At 68.8% G+C, this 16,066-nt stretch carries 15 protein-coding genes; 10 read left to right on the forward strand and 5 right to left on the reverse strand.

Annotated features, from left to right (window positions below; genetic code table 11):
- The first annotated feature begins 123 nt into the window (after window positions 1-123).
- Window positions 124-1,563 carry a lysyl oxidase family protein gene (locus tag ACZ3I4_RS05910; protein ID WP_465380725.1) on the forward strand — a complete coding sequence of 480 codons (1,440 nt, stop codon included), beginning with the start codon at window positions 124-126 and terminating at the stop codon, window positions 1,561-1,563.
- On the opposite strand, the gene ACZ3I4_RS05915 is transcribed toward ACZ3I4_RS05910, so the two are convergent.
- Window positions 1,560-2,939 (reverse strand): acyltransferase family protein, encoded by a 1,380-nt coding sequence (locus ACZ3I4_RS05915; protein ID WP_465380726.1) that lies wholly within the window; start codon window positions 2,937-2,939, stop codon window positions 1,560-1,562. The genes ACZ3I4_RS05910 and ACZ3I4_RS05915 overlap by 4 nt on opposite strands.
- A 130-nt stretch (window positions 2,940-3,069) precedes the next feature.
- Complete coding sequence (locus ACZ3I4_RS05920; protein ID WP_465380727.1) at window positions 3,070-3,567, reverse strand: nucleoside deaminase; 498 nt, start codon at window positions 3,565-3,567, stop codon at window positions 3,070-3,072.
- Window positions 3,568-3,947: 380 nt separating this feature from the next.
- On the opposite strand from ACZ3I4_RS05920, the gene ACZ3I4_RS05925 reads away from it, so the two are divergent.
- Together ACZ3I4_RS05925 and ACZ3I4_RS05930 are read left to right on the forward strand one after the other, a co-directional pair.
- Window positions 3,948-4,316 carry a hypothetical protein gene (locus tag ACZ3I4_RS05925; protein ID WP_465380728.1) on the forward strand — a complete coding sequence of 123 codons (369 nt, stop codon included), beginning with the start codon at window positions 3,948-3,950 and terminating at the stop codon, window positions 4,314-4,316.
- Window positions 4,317-4,367: 51 nt separating this feature from the next.
- A complete protein-coding gene (locus tag ACZ3I4_RS05930) occupies window positions 4,368-5,483 on the forward strand; it encodes a phospholipase D-like domain-containing protein (protein WP_465380729.1) in 1,116 nt (371 codons plus the stop codon).
- Here ACZ3I4_RS05930 and ACZ3I4_RS05935 read toward each other — a convergent pair.
- Together ACZ3I4_RS05935 and ACZ3I4_RS05940 are read right to left on the reverse strand one after the other, a co-directional pair.
- A complete protein-coding gene (locus ACZ3I4_RS05935; protein ID WP_465380730.1) occupies window positions 5,461-6,123 on the reverse strand; it encodes a response regulator in 663 nt (220 codons plus the stop codon). The two genes, ACZ3I4_RS05930 and ACZ3I4_RS05935, sit on opposite strands and share 23 nt — an antisense overlap.
- Window positions 6,120-7,556 (reverse strand): sensor histidine kinase, encoded by a 1,437-nt coding sequence (locus tag ACZ3I4_RS05940; RefSeq protein ID WP_465380731.1) that lies wholly within the window; start codon window positions 7,554-7,556, stop codon window positions 6,120-6,122. The genes ACZ3I4_RS05935 and ACZ3I4_RS05940 overlap by 4 nt, the downstream gene beginning before the upstream one ends.
- Window positions 7,557-7,699: 143 nt before the next feature.
- Here ACZ3I4_RS05940 and ACZ3I4_RS05945 point away from each other — a divergent pair, with 143 nt between their 5' ends.
- The 7 genes from ACZ3I4_RS05945 to ACZ3I4_RS05975 all read left to right on the forward strand — a co-directional run bounded on the left by ACZ3I4_RS05945 (window position 7,700) and on the right by ACZ3I4_RS05975 (window position 14,820).
- Window positions 7,700-8,692, forward strand: a complete 993-nt coding sequence (locus ACZ3I4_RS05945) for a carboxymuconolactone decarboxylase family protein (protein WP_465380732.1) — start codon at window positions 7,700-7,702, stop codon at window positions 8,690-8,692.
- A gap of 10 nt (window positions 8,693-8,702) precedes the next feature.
- Window positions 8,703-9,203, forward strand: coding sequence for a DUF6220 domain-containing protein (locus ACZ3I4_RS05950; protein ID WP_465380733.1), 501 nt, complete (start codon window positions 8,703-8,705; stop codon window positions 9,201-9,203).
- A complete protein-coding gene (locus ACZ3I4_RS05955; RefSeq protein WP_465380734.1) occupies window positions 9,200-11,020 on the forward strand; it encodes a multicopper oxidase family protein in 1,821 nt (606 codons plus the stop codon). The genes ACZ3I4_RS05950 and ACZ3I4_RS05955 overlap by 4 nt, the downstream gene beginning before the upstream one ends.
- Before the next feature lie 91 nt (window positions 11,021-11,111).
- Window positions 11,112-11,741, forward strand: a complete 630-nt coding sequence (locus ACZ3I4_RS05960) for a DUF899 family protein (RefSeq protein ID WP_465380735.1) — start codon at window positions 11,112-11,114, stop codon at window positions 11,739-11,741.
- 13 nt (window positions 11,742-11,754) lie between these two features.
- Window positions 11,755-12,312: a dihydrofolate reductase family protein gene (locus ACZ3I4_RS05965; RefSeq protein WP_465380736.1), complete on the forward strand. Its 558-nt coding sequence runs from the start codon at window positions 11,755-11,757 to the stop codon at window positions 12,310-12,312.
- A gap of 194 nt (window positions 12,313-12,506) precedes the next feature.
- Window positions 12,507-12,770, forward strand: a complete 264-nt coding sequence (locus tag ACZ3I4_RS05970) for a hypothetical protein (protein WP_465380737.1) — start codon at window positions 12,507-12,509, stop codon at window positions 12,768-12,770.
- Between the two features lie 103 nt (window positions 12,771-12,873).
- A complete protein-coding gene (locus ACZ3I4_RS05975) occupies window positions 12,874-14,820 on the forward strand; it encodes an acyl-CoA dehydrogenase family protein (protein WP_465380738.1) in 1,947 nt (648 codons plus the stop codon).
- Window positions 14,821-14,882: 62 nt separating this feature from the next.
- Here the strand turns inward: ACZ3I4_RS05975 and ACZ3I4_RS05980 are convergent, their stop codons facing one another.
- Window positions 14,883-15,932 (reverse strand): M48 family metallopeptidase, encoded by a 1,050-nt coding sequence (locus tag ACZ3I4_RS05980; RefSeq protein ID WP_465380739.1) that lies wholly within the window; start codon window positions 15,930-15,932, stop codon window positions 14,883-14,885.
- Between the last annotated feature and the right edge of the window lie 134 nt (window positions 15,933-16,066).

The raw sequence follows: 16,066 nt of genomic DNA on the forward strand, positions 1-16,066 counted from the left end.
CGTACGGGCTCACAGCAGGCTCACAGGCGAAGGGATTCCATGGGCGGACATCCATTCGTACGCTCTGGGGGGATCTTTGTGGGACGGGCACGTAGATGGGGGCTCGCCGCGGTCGCGGGAGTCATGCCGGCCGCGCTGGCATTCACCGGCATCCAAGTAGCCGACGCGGCCGAGAACGACGGCGTCAAGCTGGTCAGCGCGGGCAAGAACATCAAGGCCGAACGGTATGACGACGGGGACGGCTACGCGGTCGATCTCGACCTGGGCCTCAACATCGTCGCGGGTCAGGAGCCTCTCGAGATCAGGGCCACCCGCAAGTCGTACGCGGACCCGATCGTGGCCCAGCTGGTCACGAAGAAGGGCAACGTGACGCTGCCCAAGGCGCTCGCGACGGACCTGTACACGCTCAAGCAGTTCACCACGGTGACGATCAAGAACGCCAAGGGCGCCGTGGTCAAGCGCTACTGGACCAACTTCTGCCCCAACTCGTCCGACTCGGTGCGCACGCGCCCGGACGCGCCGGCCCAGACGCCGTACCCGATGGGTTGCCCGGACGGTAACCCGTTCACGCTGGGCACGGTGTGGGGTGTGCAGGCCGGATGGAGCGCGGCGACAAGCGACGTGCCCACCCACGGCAAGGCGTTCGACCTGCCGCCCGGCAAGTACTCGGTCGGCGTCACCGTCAATCCCCCGTACCAGAAGCTCCTGAATCTGACCGCCAAGGACGCGACCGTCGCGCTCAACCTGACCGTCGTCAAGGAGTCCATCGAGGCCAAAGCGCGCACAAACGCTCATCACCACGGCCCGCAGATCTCCGACAGCCGCCCGGAGTATCGGGTTCCGGCCAAGCGGCCCACGACCCGGCAGGCCGCGCCGGCGACCGGCCCCAAGCCCGACCTGCGTTCGCTGCCCGCCTGGGGCATCTCGCTCAGCAAGGGCGCCAAGAACAAGTGGTACGTGAACTTCGGCGCGACGGTCTGGAACGCGGGCAACTCGCCGCTGCTCGTCGACGGGTTCCGCCGCAGCGGACAGGGTCTGATGGACGCGTACCAGTACTTCTACGACGCCCAGGGCAACCAGGTCGGCGCGGTGCCGGCCGGGACGATGGAGTGGGACGCGCGCGCCGGTCACATGCACTGGCACTTTACCGACTTCGCGCAGTACAACCTGCTCAAGTCCGATCAGAAGCAGGTCGCGCGCAGCGGCAAGGAGGCGTTCTGCCTGGCCAACACCGATCAGGTCGACTACACGATCCCGCTCGCGAAGTGGCGGCCGCTCAACACCGACCTCGAGACGTCGTGCGGCGTCGCCAACTCGGTCGGTGTGCGTGAGGTGCTCGACATCGGCAACGGCGACACCTACACGCAGGATCGGCCGGGGCAGTCGTTCGACGTCACGTCGCTGGCCAACGGCACCTACTTCATCCAGGTGAAGGCCAACCCGGCGGGCAAACTGAGCGAATTGAGCGCCGCGAACAACACGTCGCTGCGCAAGATCGTGCTCGGCGGCACGGCGTCGAAGCGGACGCTCACCGTGCCGCCGGTCAACGGCATCAAGGGTTAACGAGGCTCGTCGGTCCGCGGGGGCTGTCCGGGGTTGAAGCCCTCGACACGCACGACCCCGCGGGCCGACGACGAGCCGTAGACGGTGCCGGACGCCGGACGAGCGGGAGCGGCCGGCGGGACAGCGGGACTGGACCGAAGGACAACGGGAGCCGCCTGCGAGACAGCGGGACCGGCGTGCGGGACAGCCTGAGCAGGAGCTTCCGTACGGAGGGTGGGACTGATCTCGGTGTTGACCAGGGCCGGACCGCCACCGGCGCCGGCCAGCGCGGGGACGGGAACGGCAAGGCGTGGCCACAGCGACGCCTTCCGCTTGGCCGACACGTCCTCGACCCAGCCGAAGACGACCACCGCCCCGAGCACCATGACCGTTTCGAGCACGAGCATCCACACGATGTACTGGAATGTCGCCCACGGCACCTGGTAGTGCTCGAGCACGGCCGCGCCGACGGTGATGAGCGGGAAGTGCCACAGGTAGATCGTGATCGCGCGCGCGTTGATGACGCGAACGGACTCCGACAGCCATTTCACCTTGTCGAGAACGACCATCGTCGGACGGAAACGCAGCACGATCAGAACGAAGGCGAGAGACCACAGCGTACGGGCGATGGGCTCCTCGTTGAGGTCGAAGCCCCACGCCGTCGGGTGGGTGAACAGCCAGTACAGGCCGATGCCACCGATCACGGCGGTGACCGCGACCCAGACCGCGGCCGGCAGCCGGTGCAAACGGCCGTCACGATGGGCAAAACCGGCCATCCAGCACGCCGCGTAGGTGACGAAGTCCCACATGATGCCGTCGATCGGGTCGGGCAGACGGAAACCGGTCACGTGCAGCACGGCCAGAACAACCAGCGGCATCGCTACCACGGCCCAGCCGAGCTTCTTGTACGCGAAGTACAGGATCGGCGAGACCAGGACGAAGATCAGGTACGCCCGGAGGTACCACAGAACCTCCCAGAACGGCTCGCCCCACGAGCTGCCCGGCGGATCCTCCAGCGGGAACAGCCAGAAGATCAGGTTGAGCTTGTGCAGCGGGTGGTCGGGGTCGCTGGTCGACCAGCCGTGCCAGAACATGAGCGGCAGCGCCACCGCCGCGAACGTCCAGAGCGCGGGCAGCAGACGCCGGATGCGCGACCAGACCGCCTTGCGCGCGCCGCCCTTGGCGAGCGACGCGGCCATGAGCGAACCGGCGATCGCGAACATGACACCCATCGCGGGCAGCACATACGTCAGCCAGGCCCAGCCGAAGGCGTGGTAAACGACCACGCGGACGATCGCCAGCGCACGCAGAGAGTCGATGTACCGGTTGCGCGACGACGCCGGCACCGGTGGCTTCTCCTGCGCGGCGGGGGCCGCTGTGACGGGACTTGCAGACATGGATGAGGCCTCCGCCACGGTCGCGCATTGACAGCCTTCGTAGACGATCATGAAGAGTGGGGGCGCGTAAACCTCCTGTCGCACCCCGGCACCCATCCGACCGGTCAAGTCTCACTGGCCGTCCGGGGCCCTATTTCCAGAAGCCTCTATGCACGTCGGCGGCGCTGGCAAGCGCGGCCGGACCATCGATCACTATCGGGCGTCCGCCGCGCGCGAAGACCTCCCGCGACGACAGCCTGAGCGGCGGCACGCCGTCCTCGTCGTCGTCCTCGACGATCGAGCCGAGCTCATCGGACGAGAACGCGAACACCATCCGGCCGATCCCGGACCAATAGATGGCACCCGCGCACATCGCGCACGGTTCGGTGCTCGTGTAGAGCGTGCTGTCGTTCAGCACGGCCATCTCCCAGCTGCCGGCCACCCGTACGAGATTGGTCTCGGCGTGCCCGGTCGGGTCGGCCTGGGTGACCGTCGAATTCATCGCCTCGGCCACATTTCCGGCCGGCCCGACAAGCAGCGCGCCGAACGGATGGTCGCCGCGTTTACGCGCGTCCCAGGCCAGAGCGACTGCCCTCTCCAGGTACGCCTCGTCGGCCTCGGTGATCCCCCTGGACGTCACGAATGTCATCGAATCTCCCCGTTCGCTAGCACTCCGACCAGATCAGCAGACAAGTTGACGGCCGTTACACCGCCGTCCCGCTTTCGGAGGCCCGCGCCCGAACGCGCCGTTCCCTTGCGATGCGACCCGTCGGCCGGCAGCTCGCACACCGCGTCGACGATCGATTCGGCGCTCACCGGCCTGCGCATCATGCGCCCGCTTCGCGCCGCGCGGCCGACTGAGCGATCCCGGCGTCGGACGGCCACCGCCGTCGATCGTGACGACCAGCGCGCGCAACGGACCACTCCTCCGGCCGAAGTTGTCGTACCCCTGCCATAGCTTGAGCGACAAGTCCCGTGGAGCGCATCGGCTCACCGGCCGGGAGCGCTCGCCGAAGGAGGCGAACATCCATGACGGTCACCGGCCGCATGATTGCCGACAGCTTGCGGCCCGGCACCGAGTTCGCGCCGCCGGGCACCCGGATCGTGAAGGTGTTCCGCGCCGACGTGGGCGACTCGGCCGGTCCCGGTCAGCCCCGATTCTGGACGATCATCGACTTCGAGGCCGACGACGCCGGTGCGGTCGCTTCGGCGCTGGCCGAGACGCTCGATGCCGACGGCGGCTGGTACGCCGACTTCCAGGACGGCGACGACCATGTGGTCGTCTTCGCGCACAAGATCTTCCGGTACGCCCGTGACGACCGGGCGGCGTACGAGGCGGCGGTCGCCTACGGCCGCAGCGTGGGCGTTCCCGAGCATCAGCTCGACTGGGAGAGGTGACTCGTCGGGCAGGCGACACCATGGCAGCCCCGGGAGCGCCACACTGACCGCATGGGTGTGGATCTGGGCAGTGTGGAGTTCTATGCAGGACCGACTGTGCTCGGCGGGCCTGACGACCTCGACGCCGTGATTCGTGAGTTCATCGCGGGCGCCACCGACACGTTGCTGATCGCCGTGCAGGAGCTGGATTCGCGGGCGGTCGCCGAGGCGATCCTCGCGGCCAAGGCGCGCAAGGTCAGCGTGCAGATCGTGCTCGAGGGCGACTACCTGGTCGAGGATCCGCCCATCGCCGACCCGTGGAGCCTCACCGGCGACAACGAGCACAACCGCGTCATCCACTCGGCGCTGCTACGGGCGGGCGTCGATCTGGTCACCGATCTCAACCCGAAGATCTTCCATCAGAAGTTCATCGTGCGGGACCCGGGCGCGCCGACCGCGGCCGTGCTGACCGGCTCGACCAACTTCACCCTGACCGACACCGGCAAGAACGCGTTGGACGGCCGCGGCGGTGGCAACAACCTCAACCACGTGCTGATCCTGCGCGGCCAGACGGCCACGGGTCTGTACATGCGCGAGTTCGAGCGGCTGCGCAGTGGCACCTTCGGCGAGCTGCGGGAACGCCGGGAACCGCGGCCCCGTGAGTTCCGTCTCGGCGGCATCCGGGTCAAGCCCATCTTCGCGCCGCATCAGGGCCCCGAGATGGAGATCATGAAGCAGATGCTCAAGGCGCAGCACCGCGTCGACTTCGCGATGTTCACCTTCGCCCAGTCGTCCGGCATCGACGACACGATGTTCTGGCTGCTCAAGGCCGGCATTCCCGTGCGCGGCGTCCTGGATCGCGCTCAGGGCAGCCAGGCGTGGGCGGCCACGGCGCCTCTGCAGCAGAAGGGCGCCGACCTGCACGAGAACACGCCGGGCAACGGCGTGCGCAAGGTGCACCACAAGCTGATGGTGATCGACGAGCAGCTCGTGATCGTGGGCAGCTTCAACTACACCGCGCCCGCCGCGACGCTGAACGACGAGAACATCGTCGTGCTCGGCGACCTGGAGGAGAAGGACCCCGACGCGATCGCGGCCCAGCGTCGGCTGGCCGCGTACGTCCTCGATGAGATCAACCGCGTCATCGCGAACCTGTCCCGCCCGGTCAGCGCCGCCGCGGAGCGATAAGCCCCGACTCGTACGCCCACACGACCAGCTGGGCGCGGTCGCGACAGTGCAGCTTGGTCATGGCCCGGTTGACGTGCGTCTTCACTGTCAACGGGCTGATCACCATCCGCGCCGCGATGTCGTCGTTGGTCAGCCCCCGCGCCACCAGCTCGACGATCTCCTGCTCGCGCCCGGTCAGCACGTCCCGACCCGCGCCCGGGTCGGGCGGCGGTGGCCCGGTGACGAACTCGCTGATCAGCGTGCGGGTGACCGCCGGCGCCAGCAGCGCATCGCCTCGGGCCACGATGCCGATCGCCTGCAGCAGGTCGCCCGGATCGGCGTCCTTGAGCAGGAACCCACTGGCCCCCGCCCGCAGCGCGGCGAACACGTACGAGTCGAGCCCGTAGTTGGTGAGGATCAGCACCCGCACCCCGGCGAGCCCGGGTTCGGCGGCGATGCGACGGGTCGCCTCGATGCCGTCGAGCCCGGGCATCTGCACGTCCATCAACACGACGTCGGGCCGCAGCACCCGGCACTGCTGCACAGCACCGCCTCCGTCAGCGGCCTCCCCCACCACTTCGACGCCGTCCTCGGCCTCGAGCAGCGCCCGAAAGCCGGCCCGCATGAGCGCCTGATCGTCGACAAGCAGAACGCGAATCAACCCTGGCCATCCCGCGCCACGCCGTCCCGTTCGCCACCGCCTCGTATCGCGCGGGCCGCCGCCGAGCTCCCTGCCGGCGATGAGCCGTCAGGTGCGGAACCGTTCGTTGCTGAAGCGCTGTTCGTCGTTGAGGCAGCGCTTGTCGTTGAGGCAGCGCTTGTCGTTGAGGCAGCGCTTGAGGTTGAGGCAGCGCTTGTCGTTGAGGCAGCGCTTGTCGTTGAGGCAGCGCTTGAGGTTGAGGCAGCGCTTGTCGTTGAGGCAGCGCTCATCGTTGAGGCGCCGGCCCTCCGCATGGCCGAGTTGTCCGCCGACGTGCCCAGCGGCAACGTCGCTCGCACGGCAAAACCGCCGCCATCGCGCGCGGCCGCCTGAAGGGTGCCACCGAGGCCGGTGACCCGTTCGCGCATGCCACGCAGGCCCACGCCCGGTGTCACGGGACATTCCGGAGAAGCCAGACCGTCGTCGGTGACGGAGATTGTCAGGTTCGCAGCGGAGTATTCGATGTGGACCTCGGCCGTGGCTGGACCGGCATGACGGGCGATATTGGTCAGCGCCTCTTGCACCACGCGGTAGCCCGCCTGGTCAACCTCGATGGGCACCTCGGCGGGATCGCCCGAGACGGTGAGGCGTACGGGAAAGCCTGCCGCCCTGGTCCGCTCGACGATCTCCTCCACGAGAGCCAACCCGACGCCTTCCACATCGGACGGCGTCCGCAACACCTCGAGCGTTTCCCGCAGTTCGCGCATCGCCGCGCCGCCCGCTTCCTGAATCGCCAGCAACGCGGCCGGCGGCTCCTCGCCCCGCTTGCGCGCGAGGTGAACGGCAATGCCGGCCTGCACCTTGATCACGGAGATGCTGTGGGTGAGGGAATCGTGCAGGTCGCGGGCGATCCGCAGTCGTTCCTCCCCCGCCCGGCGCAGCGCCATCTCTTCCCGGGTGCGTTCCGCCTCGGCTGCCCGTTGCTCGACCTGCTCGAGATAGGCCCTCCGCTGCCGGCCGACCACTCCGGCGACGTTGGCCGCCACGAACCACCCCAGCAGCAGCGACGTACGTTCGACGAGTTGCTGCGCGACCTCCCCCTCAGGGGCCGCGGAGATGTCGCGCGCGAGAAAACCACTGAGGAACACGAGACTGGCCAGGGCCGCGGGCACCCGGCGACCGCGCCAGGCCGCGAGATAGACCAGGCCGAGCACGGGGAAGGCCGCGGCGACACCCGCATGCACACGCACGTGCAGAGCGAGCATCGACGCGGTCCCGACGGCGAGCGCCACCACCGGATAACGCCTGCTCACGGTCACTGCTGCGGCCATGGCGACGATCAGCAGGATGCCGATGCCCCCGAGCGGCCCGGCGTCGGGTGCGGCAGCGGCATTGCCCAGCAGCAGCGCCCCGAGGAGGAGGCCGCCGGCAAGGTAGGACAGGTCGCGTCGCATGCTGGCACTGTAGGACGGCGGCCCATCGACCGGCATCCCCTCGGCGCGGTAGTTCTGGCGTACTGCGAACGCAGTATCCGGTGGTGGTCAGGTGCCTGCGGCGGAGGGACGTTTTCGCGCGGCGGCCGCCCGAGCATCAGACCATGACCTACCGCTTCTTCACCCCGCCCCGGCCCGCCGGCCTCGCCACCGAGGTCAATCGCCAGTTGCGCGCGGACTTCCTGGGCCCGCTGCCCGCCTTTCAAGCCCTGTCACCGGTGCCGCCGTTGATGGCCGCGACGTGGTCGCTGATGCGCGAATCGCTCATCGCCGCCGACGCCGATCGTCCGACCGATCGGGTCGACCGCGAGCTGGTGGCGGCCGTCGTATCGCGGGCCAACCGCTGCCGGTTCTGCGTGGACGCTCATGTGACGCTGTTGCACGGCCTGGGTGAGCATGGCCTGGCCGAGACGATCGCGCGAGGCGACCCACCGCCCGGCCCCCGGCAGGCCGAGATCGCCGCCTGGGCCACGGCCAGCCGCAACCCCACAGCAAAGGCCTGGACCAGCCCGTACGCCCCTCAGCTGACCGGCACGCTGCTGGCGTTCCACTTCGTCAACCGGATCGTTTCCGCGCTCCTCGCCCCGGACCTGCTCCCCGGCGGACTGCAACGTCTCCCGGCCGTGCGGTCGGCCGGCGGACGGCTCATCGCCCGGACCACCCGGGAGCCTCGGGAACCCGGTCGCAGCCTCACCCTTCTTCCCGCCACCACCACGTCACCGCCCGCGTGGGCCGGAAACAGTCCGGTCGGGACGACGTACGCCGCACTGCTGAACGCCGCCGCTGAGGGTGGCCGCCTCTTGACCGGGGCGGGGCGGGAGACCGTCGTGGCCACCGTCCGCTGGGAGGACGGGCGGCACCCCGAGCGCCCGGCCGAGTGGGCCACCGAGCTGGTCCGCGAGCTGCCCGCCACCGATCGCGTCGGCACGCGCATCGCCCTGCTGGCCGCCTTCGCCCCGTCCGCGATCGCCCGGGGCGACGTCGGCCTCTGGCAGCTCACCCACCCCGCCGACGCCGACCTGGTCCGGTTGGTCGCCTTCGGGGCGATCACCGCCACCGACCACGTAGCCCGGGCTCTCGACCCGGCTCACCGTTAGGACCGTCATCATGCGCAAGGCCTTCGTCATCAGCAGCACAGCCCTGTTGATCGTCTTCGCTCTGCAGTTCGTCTTCGCCGCCGTGGGCGCGTTCACCAAGCCCCAGGCCGATTCCTCGTACGCCCTCCACAGCCTGACCGCCATGGCCGTCATACCCGTCCTGATCCTGCTGACCACGCTGCTCGCCGTTCTGGCCAAAGCCCCCGGACGTCTCGTCGCGCTGACGATCCTGCCGCTCGGCCTGACGATCCTGCAGGTTCTGCTGGCCATGCTGGCCAACAGTTTCACCGACGCGTCGGGCGGCAGCACGGTCGCCGGCCTGATCGTCGGCGGTTTGCACGCGGTCAACGGAATCGTCGCCGTGCACGTCGTGGTCGGCGTTGTCCGCGGAGCGAACAAACTCGCACAGCCCGCCCAGCCCGCCCAGCCCGCCCAGCCCGTACAGCCCGCACAGCCCGCCCAGCCCGTGCGAGCAGAATCGGCCACCACACCAACCGCGGATGTCGCATGACGACGGGCACGTTGCTCGCCGTGGACCTGGTCGTCGCGGTGCTGCTGGCCGCGGCCTGGCTCGCCGCCGGCGCCACGGCAGCGACCGGACGCCGGCGGATCGCGCTCGGACTGGCCGGATTCGCGCTGCTCGCCACGATCGGCCGGGCGGTCACGACCGTCGCGCTCGCCCGGACCGGGTGGTGGTTCGCCGCCGAAAAGGTCGTCGTGGCCGGACCGTTTCTGATCGCCGGACTGCTCGTCGCCGCGACGCCCCTGCTCCGGCGCCGGCTCAGCCCGGCCGCATTGCTGTTCGCCGGTTACGCGTCCGCCGCGGGCCTGCTCGTGACGGTCCTGCACGGCTACCCCGTCTCGGCGGGCACGGCCCTGTTCGCGATCTCGGGTGTAGCCGCGGCGACCGCAATCACGTGGCGCCTTCTCGGTCCGCGACCCGCACCCACGGCGCTGCGGACGGTAGTCATAGTGGCGGTAGCGGCCCTCGTGGCGGGGACCGGCTTGGCCGCTTCGACCGGGACGCCTCCCGCCGTGGAGCATCAGCATGCAGCGGTGGCCACGTCCAGAGTGGGCGAGCCGACCAAGCGCCTCACATTGACCGCCGGAACCGCCACTGTGAACGTCAGTGGCAAGAAAGTCGACGCCTGGGCGTTCAACGACCAGGTGCCCGGCCCGGAGATCACGGCCACGGTCGGTGACGTGCTGGAGGTGACGCTGCGCAACCGCGACATCGATCGGGGCGTAACGCTGCACTGGCACGGATACGACGTCCCGAACGACCAGGATGGCGTGCCCGGAGTCACCCAGGACGCGGTGTTACCAGGTCAGCAGTTCGTGTACCGCTTTCAGGCTGACCAGCCCGGAACGTATTGGTACCACACGCATTCGGCTTCCGACGTAGGCGTGCGCATGGGTCTGTACGGCGCCCTCGTTGTCCGCCCGCGTCCTGTAACCGGCGTCGACGTGACCGTTCCGGTGCACACCCTGTCCGGGCATGTCCTCCCCGAGCCGGCCGTCACTCCGGCCGAGCGTGGCTCTCCCGTACGACTCCGCCTGATCAACACCGACAACACGACGCACCGGTACGCCGTGGCGGCCGCGCCGTTCCAGGTGGCGGCAATCGACGGCATGGACCTGCAGAGCCCGGCGCCGCTCGAGAAGAAGGCATTGCTGATCCCGGCCGGCGGCCGCTACGACGTGACAACAACGGCCCCTGCGACGCTCTACGTCGACGGCCGCCAGATCTGGTCGACCACAGAACCGCCAAACGGAACGAAAACCGAGTCACCAATGACCAGATCACCCTCAGGCGCAACGCCGTCCAGTGTGACGCCATCGCTCGGACTGGAAGCGACCGAGACGTCATCGGGCGATACCGCTCAATGGCCGGTGTTCGATCCGCTCATCTATGGTGCGCCTTCACGCAGTCCATGGTCACGGTTCGATCGTTCGTTCACGCTCGTTCTTGACCGCGGGCTCGATCTGCGCGGTCTGCTGCCCCGATATGCGCATACGGTCAACGGGGCGGCCGATCCGGACATCCCCGTGCAGTCGGTCCGGCGCGGCGACATCGTCAAGTTCACGATCGTCAACCGCTCATTGGTTGTTCATCCGTGGCATCTGCACGGCCATCACGTGCTCGTGCTCGCGCGCAACGGCACCCCCGCACGCGGCAGCTCGCTGTGGCTGGACTCGTTCGACGTCCGGCCGGGCGAGGTGTGGGAGGTGGCGTTCGAGGCGGACAACCCCGGCATGTGGGCCAACCACTGCCACAACCTGCCCCATGCCGACGCCGGCATGATGCTGCACTTGGCCTACGAGTAAGACGAGCGTGCCGATCGGGACCGGTTGCGCACGATTGGGCGTACGAGGGAAGCGGGGTTTTGGAGCTGCGCTCAAGGGAAACGTCGCTTAGATGAACAAGCCGCAGGTAGTGACGGCCGAAGAGTGGGAGCGGGAACGCGCGGAACTGCTCGCGGCCGAGAAGGAGGCGACTCGGAAGCTGGACGCGATCGCGGCTCAGCGGCGCCGGCTGCCCATGGTTCTGGTGTCGAGTCATTACGTGTTCGACGCTCCGGACGGCAAACGCTCATTGCTCGAACTGTTCGAGGGTCGTCCGGAACTGGCCGTTTACCAGTTCATGGACAACGGACCCGATCACTTCTGCCCGGGCTGCACGGCGTTCACCGACAACGTGCCTGAACATGCGCTGCAGATGCTCGCCTCGCGCGGGATCAGCTGGGCGACGGTGTCGGACATGCCGATCGAGCAGATCGAACGCTACAAGGCCGAGCGCAAATGGACACTTCCGTTCGTCTCTTCGCGCAACACGACGTTCGCCGGCGACTGCGGGGCGGGCGGCGGCTTCCTGTTCAGCATGTTCCTGCGCGACGGCGACGACATCTTCCGCACCTACAGCACCACCAGGCGCGGCGTCGACCGGCTGCTCTTCTCGAACAACATCAAGGATCTGAGCGCGTACGGCCGCCAGGAGGACTGGGAGGACTCGCCCGCGGGCTGGCCCCAGCACCCCACGTACGGCTGACGGAAGGGCTTTCATGCGAGTCGTCGCGCAGCAGTGGATCTCAGTGGACGGGTACGCGTCCGGTCCGAGCGGTGAGGAGGAAATCTTCGCCGCGGTCACCCCAGAGGCCGACGCCGCGAGCCAGCGCTGGAACGAGGCCCTGCTCGACGAGGTGGACACCGTCATGCTGGGCCGCCGCTCGTACGAGACGTTCGTGCAGTTCTGGCCAAGCTCGGACGAACCCATTGCCGGCCGGGTGAACAGCATCGGCAAGGTGGTGTTCAGCCGGACACTGGACGCCGCGCCGTGGGGCAGCGGTTCGGTGGCCGTTCACTCGGACGCCGTCGCGTACGTGCGTGAACGCCGCCGTGACACGCCGGAGGCCACGCTGCTTCTCTGGGGCTCGCTGGCACTGATGCACGATCTGATCGCGGCCGGTCAGGTGGACGAGCTCGACCTGTTCGTCGCGCCGGTCGTGCTCGGCGGCGGCACCAGACTCGTGCTCGAACGAGCGGCTTTGACGCAGATCGACGGGCACATCTGGCCGGGAGCGACTCATCTGCGTTACGCGGTCGGCCGCGGCAACCCTTAAGGCCTGGCGAGAGGCTATCCGCATCGGCCCTTCCTTCGACGCGAGGAAGGGCCGCTCGTGTGACGGCGTCATAACTGCGGGCTAACGACGCGGGCGCGCAGCAGAAATTGTCGTACGCCGGGGCTAACTTGGCGATTAGTTCCCCACGGGCCACCGGTCCTATCTACGGAGAGTGTCAGACGAAGGAGGACCTCATGACCACCACCGCCCCGATGTTGACCGTTGCTCGCGCGGAAGCGCTGTTCACGAGCCATCTGCCGACCGGCAGCAGTCCGTCTCCCGTCGCAGTCGAGCAGGCGATCCGTCACGCGGTGCGCACGCACGGCGGTGTCCGAGGGTGCGCGGTCGATGTCGCCGGGGAATACGGCGATCATCCCGAGTGCGCCGCTCCGCGCATGCGCTGGGCCCGTGACGTCGTCGAGCGCCTTTACGGGTCCCGCTGGGTTCTGGCTGCTTGAAGGCCCGCGTGGCGTGCTTCACGTCCCGATAACGGCGGAGATCGGCGGAGTTTCCCCGCGGCGGGGTAATGTTGCTACTCACCAGTAACAAGGTGGAGGCGACATGCTCAGCGAACGACTTCAGGACGTCCTCGACGGCCGGTGGGCGCACGTCCGGAAGGCCGCGCGCACCCAGCTGGCCGGTGAAAAGTTCGTCACTGTGTACGGCGAGACGATCGACGAGGCGCGCGAACGCGTCACCCGGCTGTTGCGGGAGCTGCCGTCCGACCCGGGCGTCGCGGCGGGCTTCCCGATCGAGTACGGCGGTCAGTCCGATCCCGGTGGGTCGGTGGTCGCGGCCGAGATGCTCGCGCAGATCGACCTGTCGCTGATGGTGAAGGCCGGCGTGCAGTGGGGCCTGTTCGGCGGGGCCGTCACCGCGCTGGGCACCAAGTACCACCACGACCGCTATCTGGCCGACATCATCTCGGCCGACCTGCTCGGCTGTTTCGCGATGACCGAGACCGGTCACGGCTCGGACGTGCAGCAACTGCGCACCACGTGCACGTACGACCCGGAGACCCAGACGTTCGACCTGCACACCCCGCACGAGGCGGCCCGCAAGGACTACATCGGCAACGCCGCTCGTGACGGCCGGATGGCGGTCGTGTTCGCCCAGCTCATCACCGGCGGCAAACGCTACGGCGTGCACGCATGGCTGGTTCCGATCCGCGACGAGGACGGCAACCCGCTGCCCGGCGTGACGATCGGCGACGACGGGCACAAGGCCGGTCTGCTCGGCGTGGACAACGGGCGCCTCGCGTTCGACCACGTCAGCGTCCCGCGCGAGATGCTGCTCGACCGCTACGGCCAGGTCGCGCCCGACGGCTCGTACACGAGCTCGATCGACAACGACGTGCGCCGCTTCTTCACCATGCTCGGCACGCTCGTCCGCGGGCGCGTGGTGGTCGGCGGTTCGGCCGCGAACGCCGCCAAGAGCGCGTTGACGATCGCCGTACGGTATGGGGAAACGCGCCGTCAGTTCGCCGCGCCGGGCGAGGACCGCGAGATCGTGCTCAACGACTATCTCGCTCACCAGCGCATCCTCACGACGCACCTGGCCCACGCGTACGCGCTGCACTTCGCTCAGGACGAGCTGGTCAGCGCGCTGCATGAGGTGCAGACGGCCGAAGGTCCGGTTGACGAGCACCGGCAGCGCGAGCTGGAGTCCCGGGCGGCGGGTCTCAAGGCCGCACAGACCTGGCATGCCACCCGTACGATCCAGGCCGCGCGCGAGGCCTGCGGCGGCGCCGGCTATCTGGCCGAGAACAGGCTGCCGGGGCTCAAAGCGGACACCGACGTGTTCACCACGTTCGAGGGTGACAACACCGTCCTGCTCCAGCTCGTCGCGAAGGGCCTGCTCACCGGCTATCGGGATGCGTTCGGGTCGCTCGACGGCTGGGGCCGCGCCACGTTCGTCGCGGATCAGGTGCGCGCGATGGTCCTCGAACGTACGGCGGCCCGGGGTTTGATCCAAAGGCTGATCGACGCGGTGCCCCGGCGGGACGAAGAGGTCGCTCTCACCGACCGGGGCTGGCACCTGGCGTTGTTTGAGGATCGCGAGAAGCACCTGCTCGAGGGCGCGGTGCGGCGGCTGCGCAGCGGGGCCGCGCAGAAGAAGAACCGGCAGTTCGACATCTTCAACGACGTGCAGGATCACGTGCTCGAGACGGCTCGCGCACACATCGACCGGATCGTGCTCGAGGCGTTCGTGGCCGGCATCGACCGCGCGGCCGACGACGAGGTCAAGGCGCTGCTGTCCCGGGTGTGCGACCTGTACGCCCTGAGCACGATCGAGGCGAACAAGGGCTGGTATCTGGAACACCAGCGTCTGACGCCGGCCCGATCGAAAGCGGTCACCGGCAAGGTCAACGACCTGCTCCGGCAGCTACGCCCGCACATGACGACCCTGGTCGACGCGTTCGCCGTTCCGGAGGAGTGGCTGAACGCCGACATCCTCCGCGAGGAGCCGGGCCGCCAAGACGTGATGGCCGCGCACGACGCGCGGTGATTCCGGGGCGGCAGTGATTCCGGGGGCGGCACGGCCTCGATACCCGCGCCACCCCCGGAAGATCAGTTGCCGTTGCTGTCGCCGCGTCCGCGAGCCCAGTCGCGGGCGCCGCGCGCGGCCGAACCCACCAGGTCGGCCGCCCCGCCCGCGGCCTTGCGGGCGAAGGTGACCAGCGGATCCGGCGTGTCGCGCAGCGTGTCGCGATAGCTGGCCGCCGCGTCCTTGATGTCGGCGGTCACCGAAGCGTCACGGTCGTCGTCGCGACGCGGGTAGTCACCACCGAGGATCCGCGCGTACTCCCCCGAGTCGACCCACTTCTGCAGCTCGGCGGCCCGCGCCACCGGCACCGGCTCGCCGCTGAACGCGGTCATGCCGATCTTGTGGATGCTGTCGCGGATGTCGCCGCCGCCCTCGTACTCGGCCGCCTGCTCGAGGAACGCCGCCGTGTCGATCTGCGAGAGATCGCCACCACCGGCCATCTTCATGAACAGGCGCAGCGACGCCGCCGGGTCCTGCTCGGCGAGCAGACCGGCCCGGTCGGCCGACAGCTCGGCCTTGCGCCACCACTCGTACATCGCCGCGATGATCGCCCGCATCGCGATCACACCCACCGGCACCCAGCTGATGTTCGTGACCCAGCGGGTCAGGATCGTCATGATCGTCTGGTAGACGGCATGACCGCTGCGAACATGGCCGATCTCGCGGCCGAGCAGGGTGCGCAGTTCCTCGTCGTCCAGCTTCTCGACCGATCCCGTGCTGATCACGATGAACGGGCGGTCCATCCCGATCGCCTTGCCGCTGATGATCGGCGACTGGCTGACGTACAGCTCGGGGCGCTCGGCGACGTCGAGCGCGTCCGCGGCCTCGGCGAACAGGCCGTGGACCCGCGGGTACTGCCGGTGATCCACGCGGATCGCGCCGGCCAGGTACGACAGGCGGAACCCCCGCTCGTTCCACATGCCGAACAGGCCGCGCACCACGTCGTCGAAGCCGCGCAACTCGCGCAGCGCCGTCAGCGCGCCGCGGTCGGCGGGATGCTCCCAGGCCCGCGAGCTGATGCCGGTCAGGGCGACCCGCTGCCGCGCCGGCCGGTTGTCATCCTCGATAGTCATCGTGACCCTCCCGTGGTCGATTCCGGGAACAGAATCCCGGAGCCGGGCGGATCCTCGCATCGGCTCCGGGCCGGAAACATACCGGATCCACTCCGACTTTCGGCTGATGCTCAGGTGCTGCCTCGACCCAGTAC

It is taken from the genome of Actinoplanes sp. NPDC021490 (assembly GCF_055562135.1).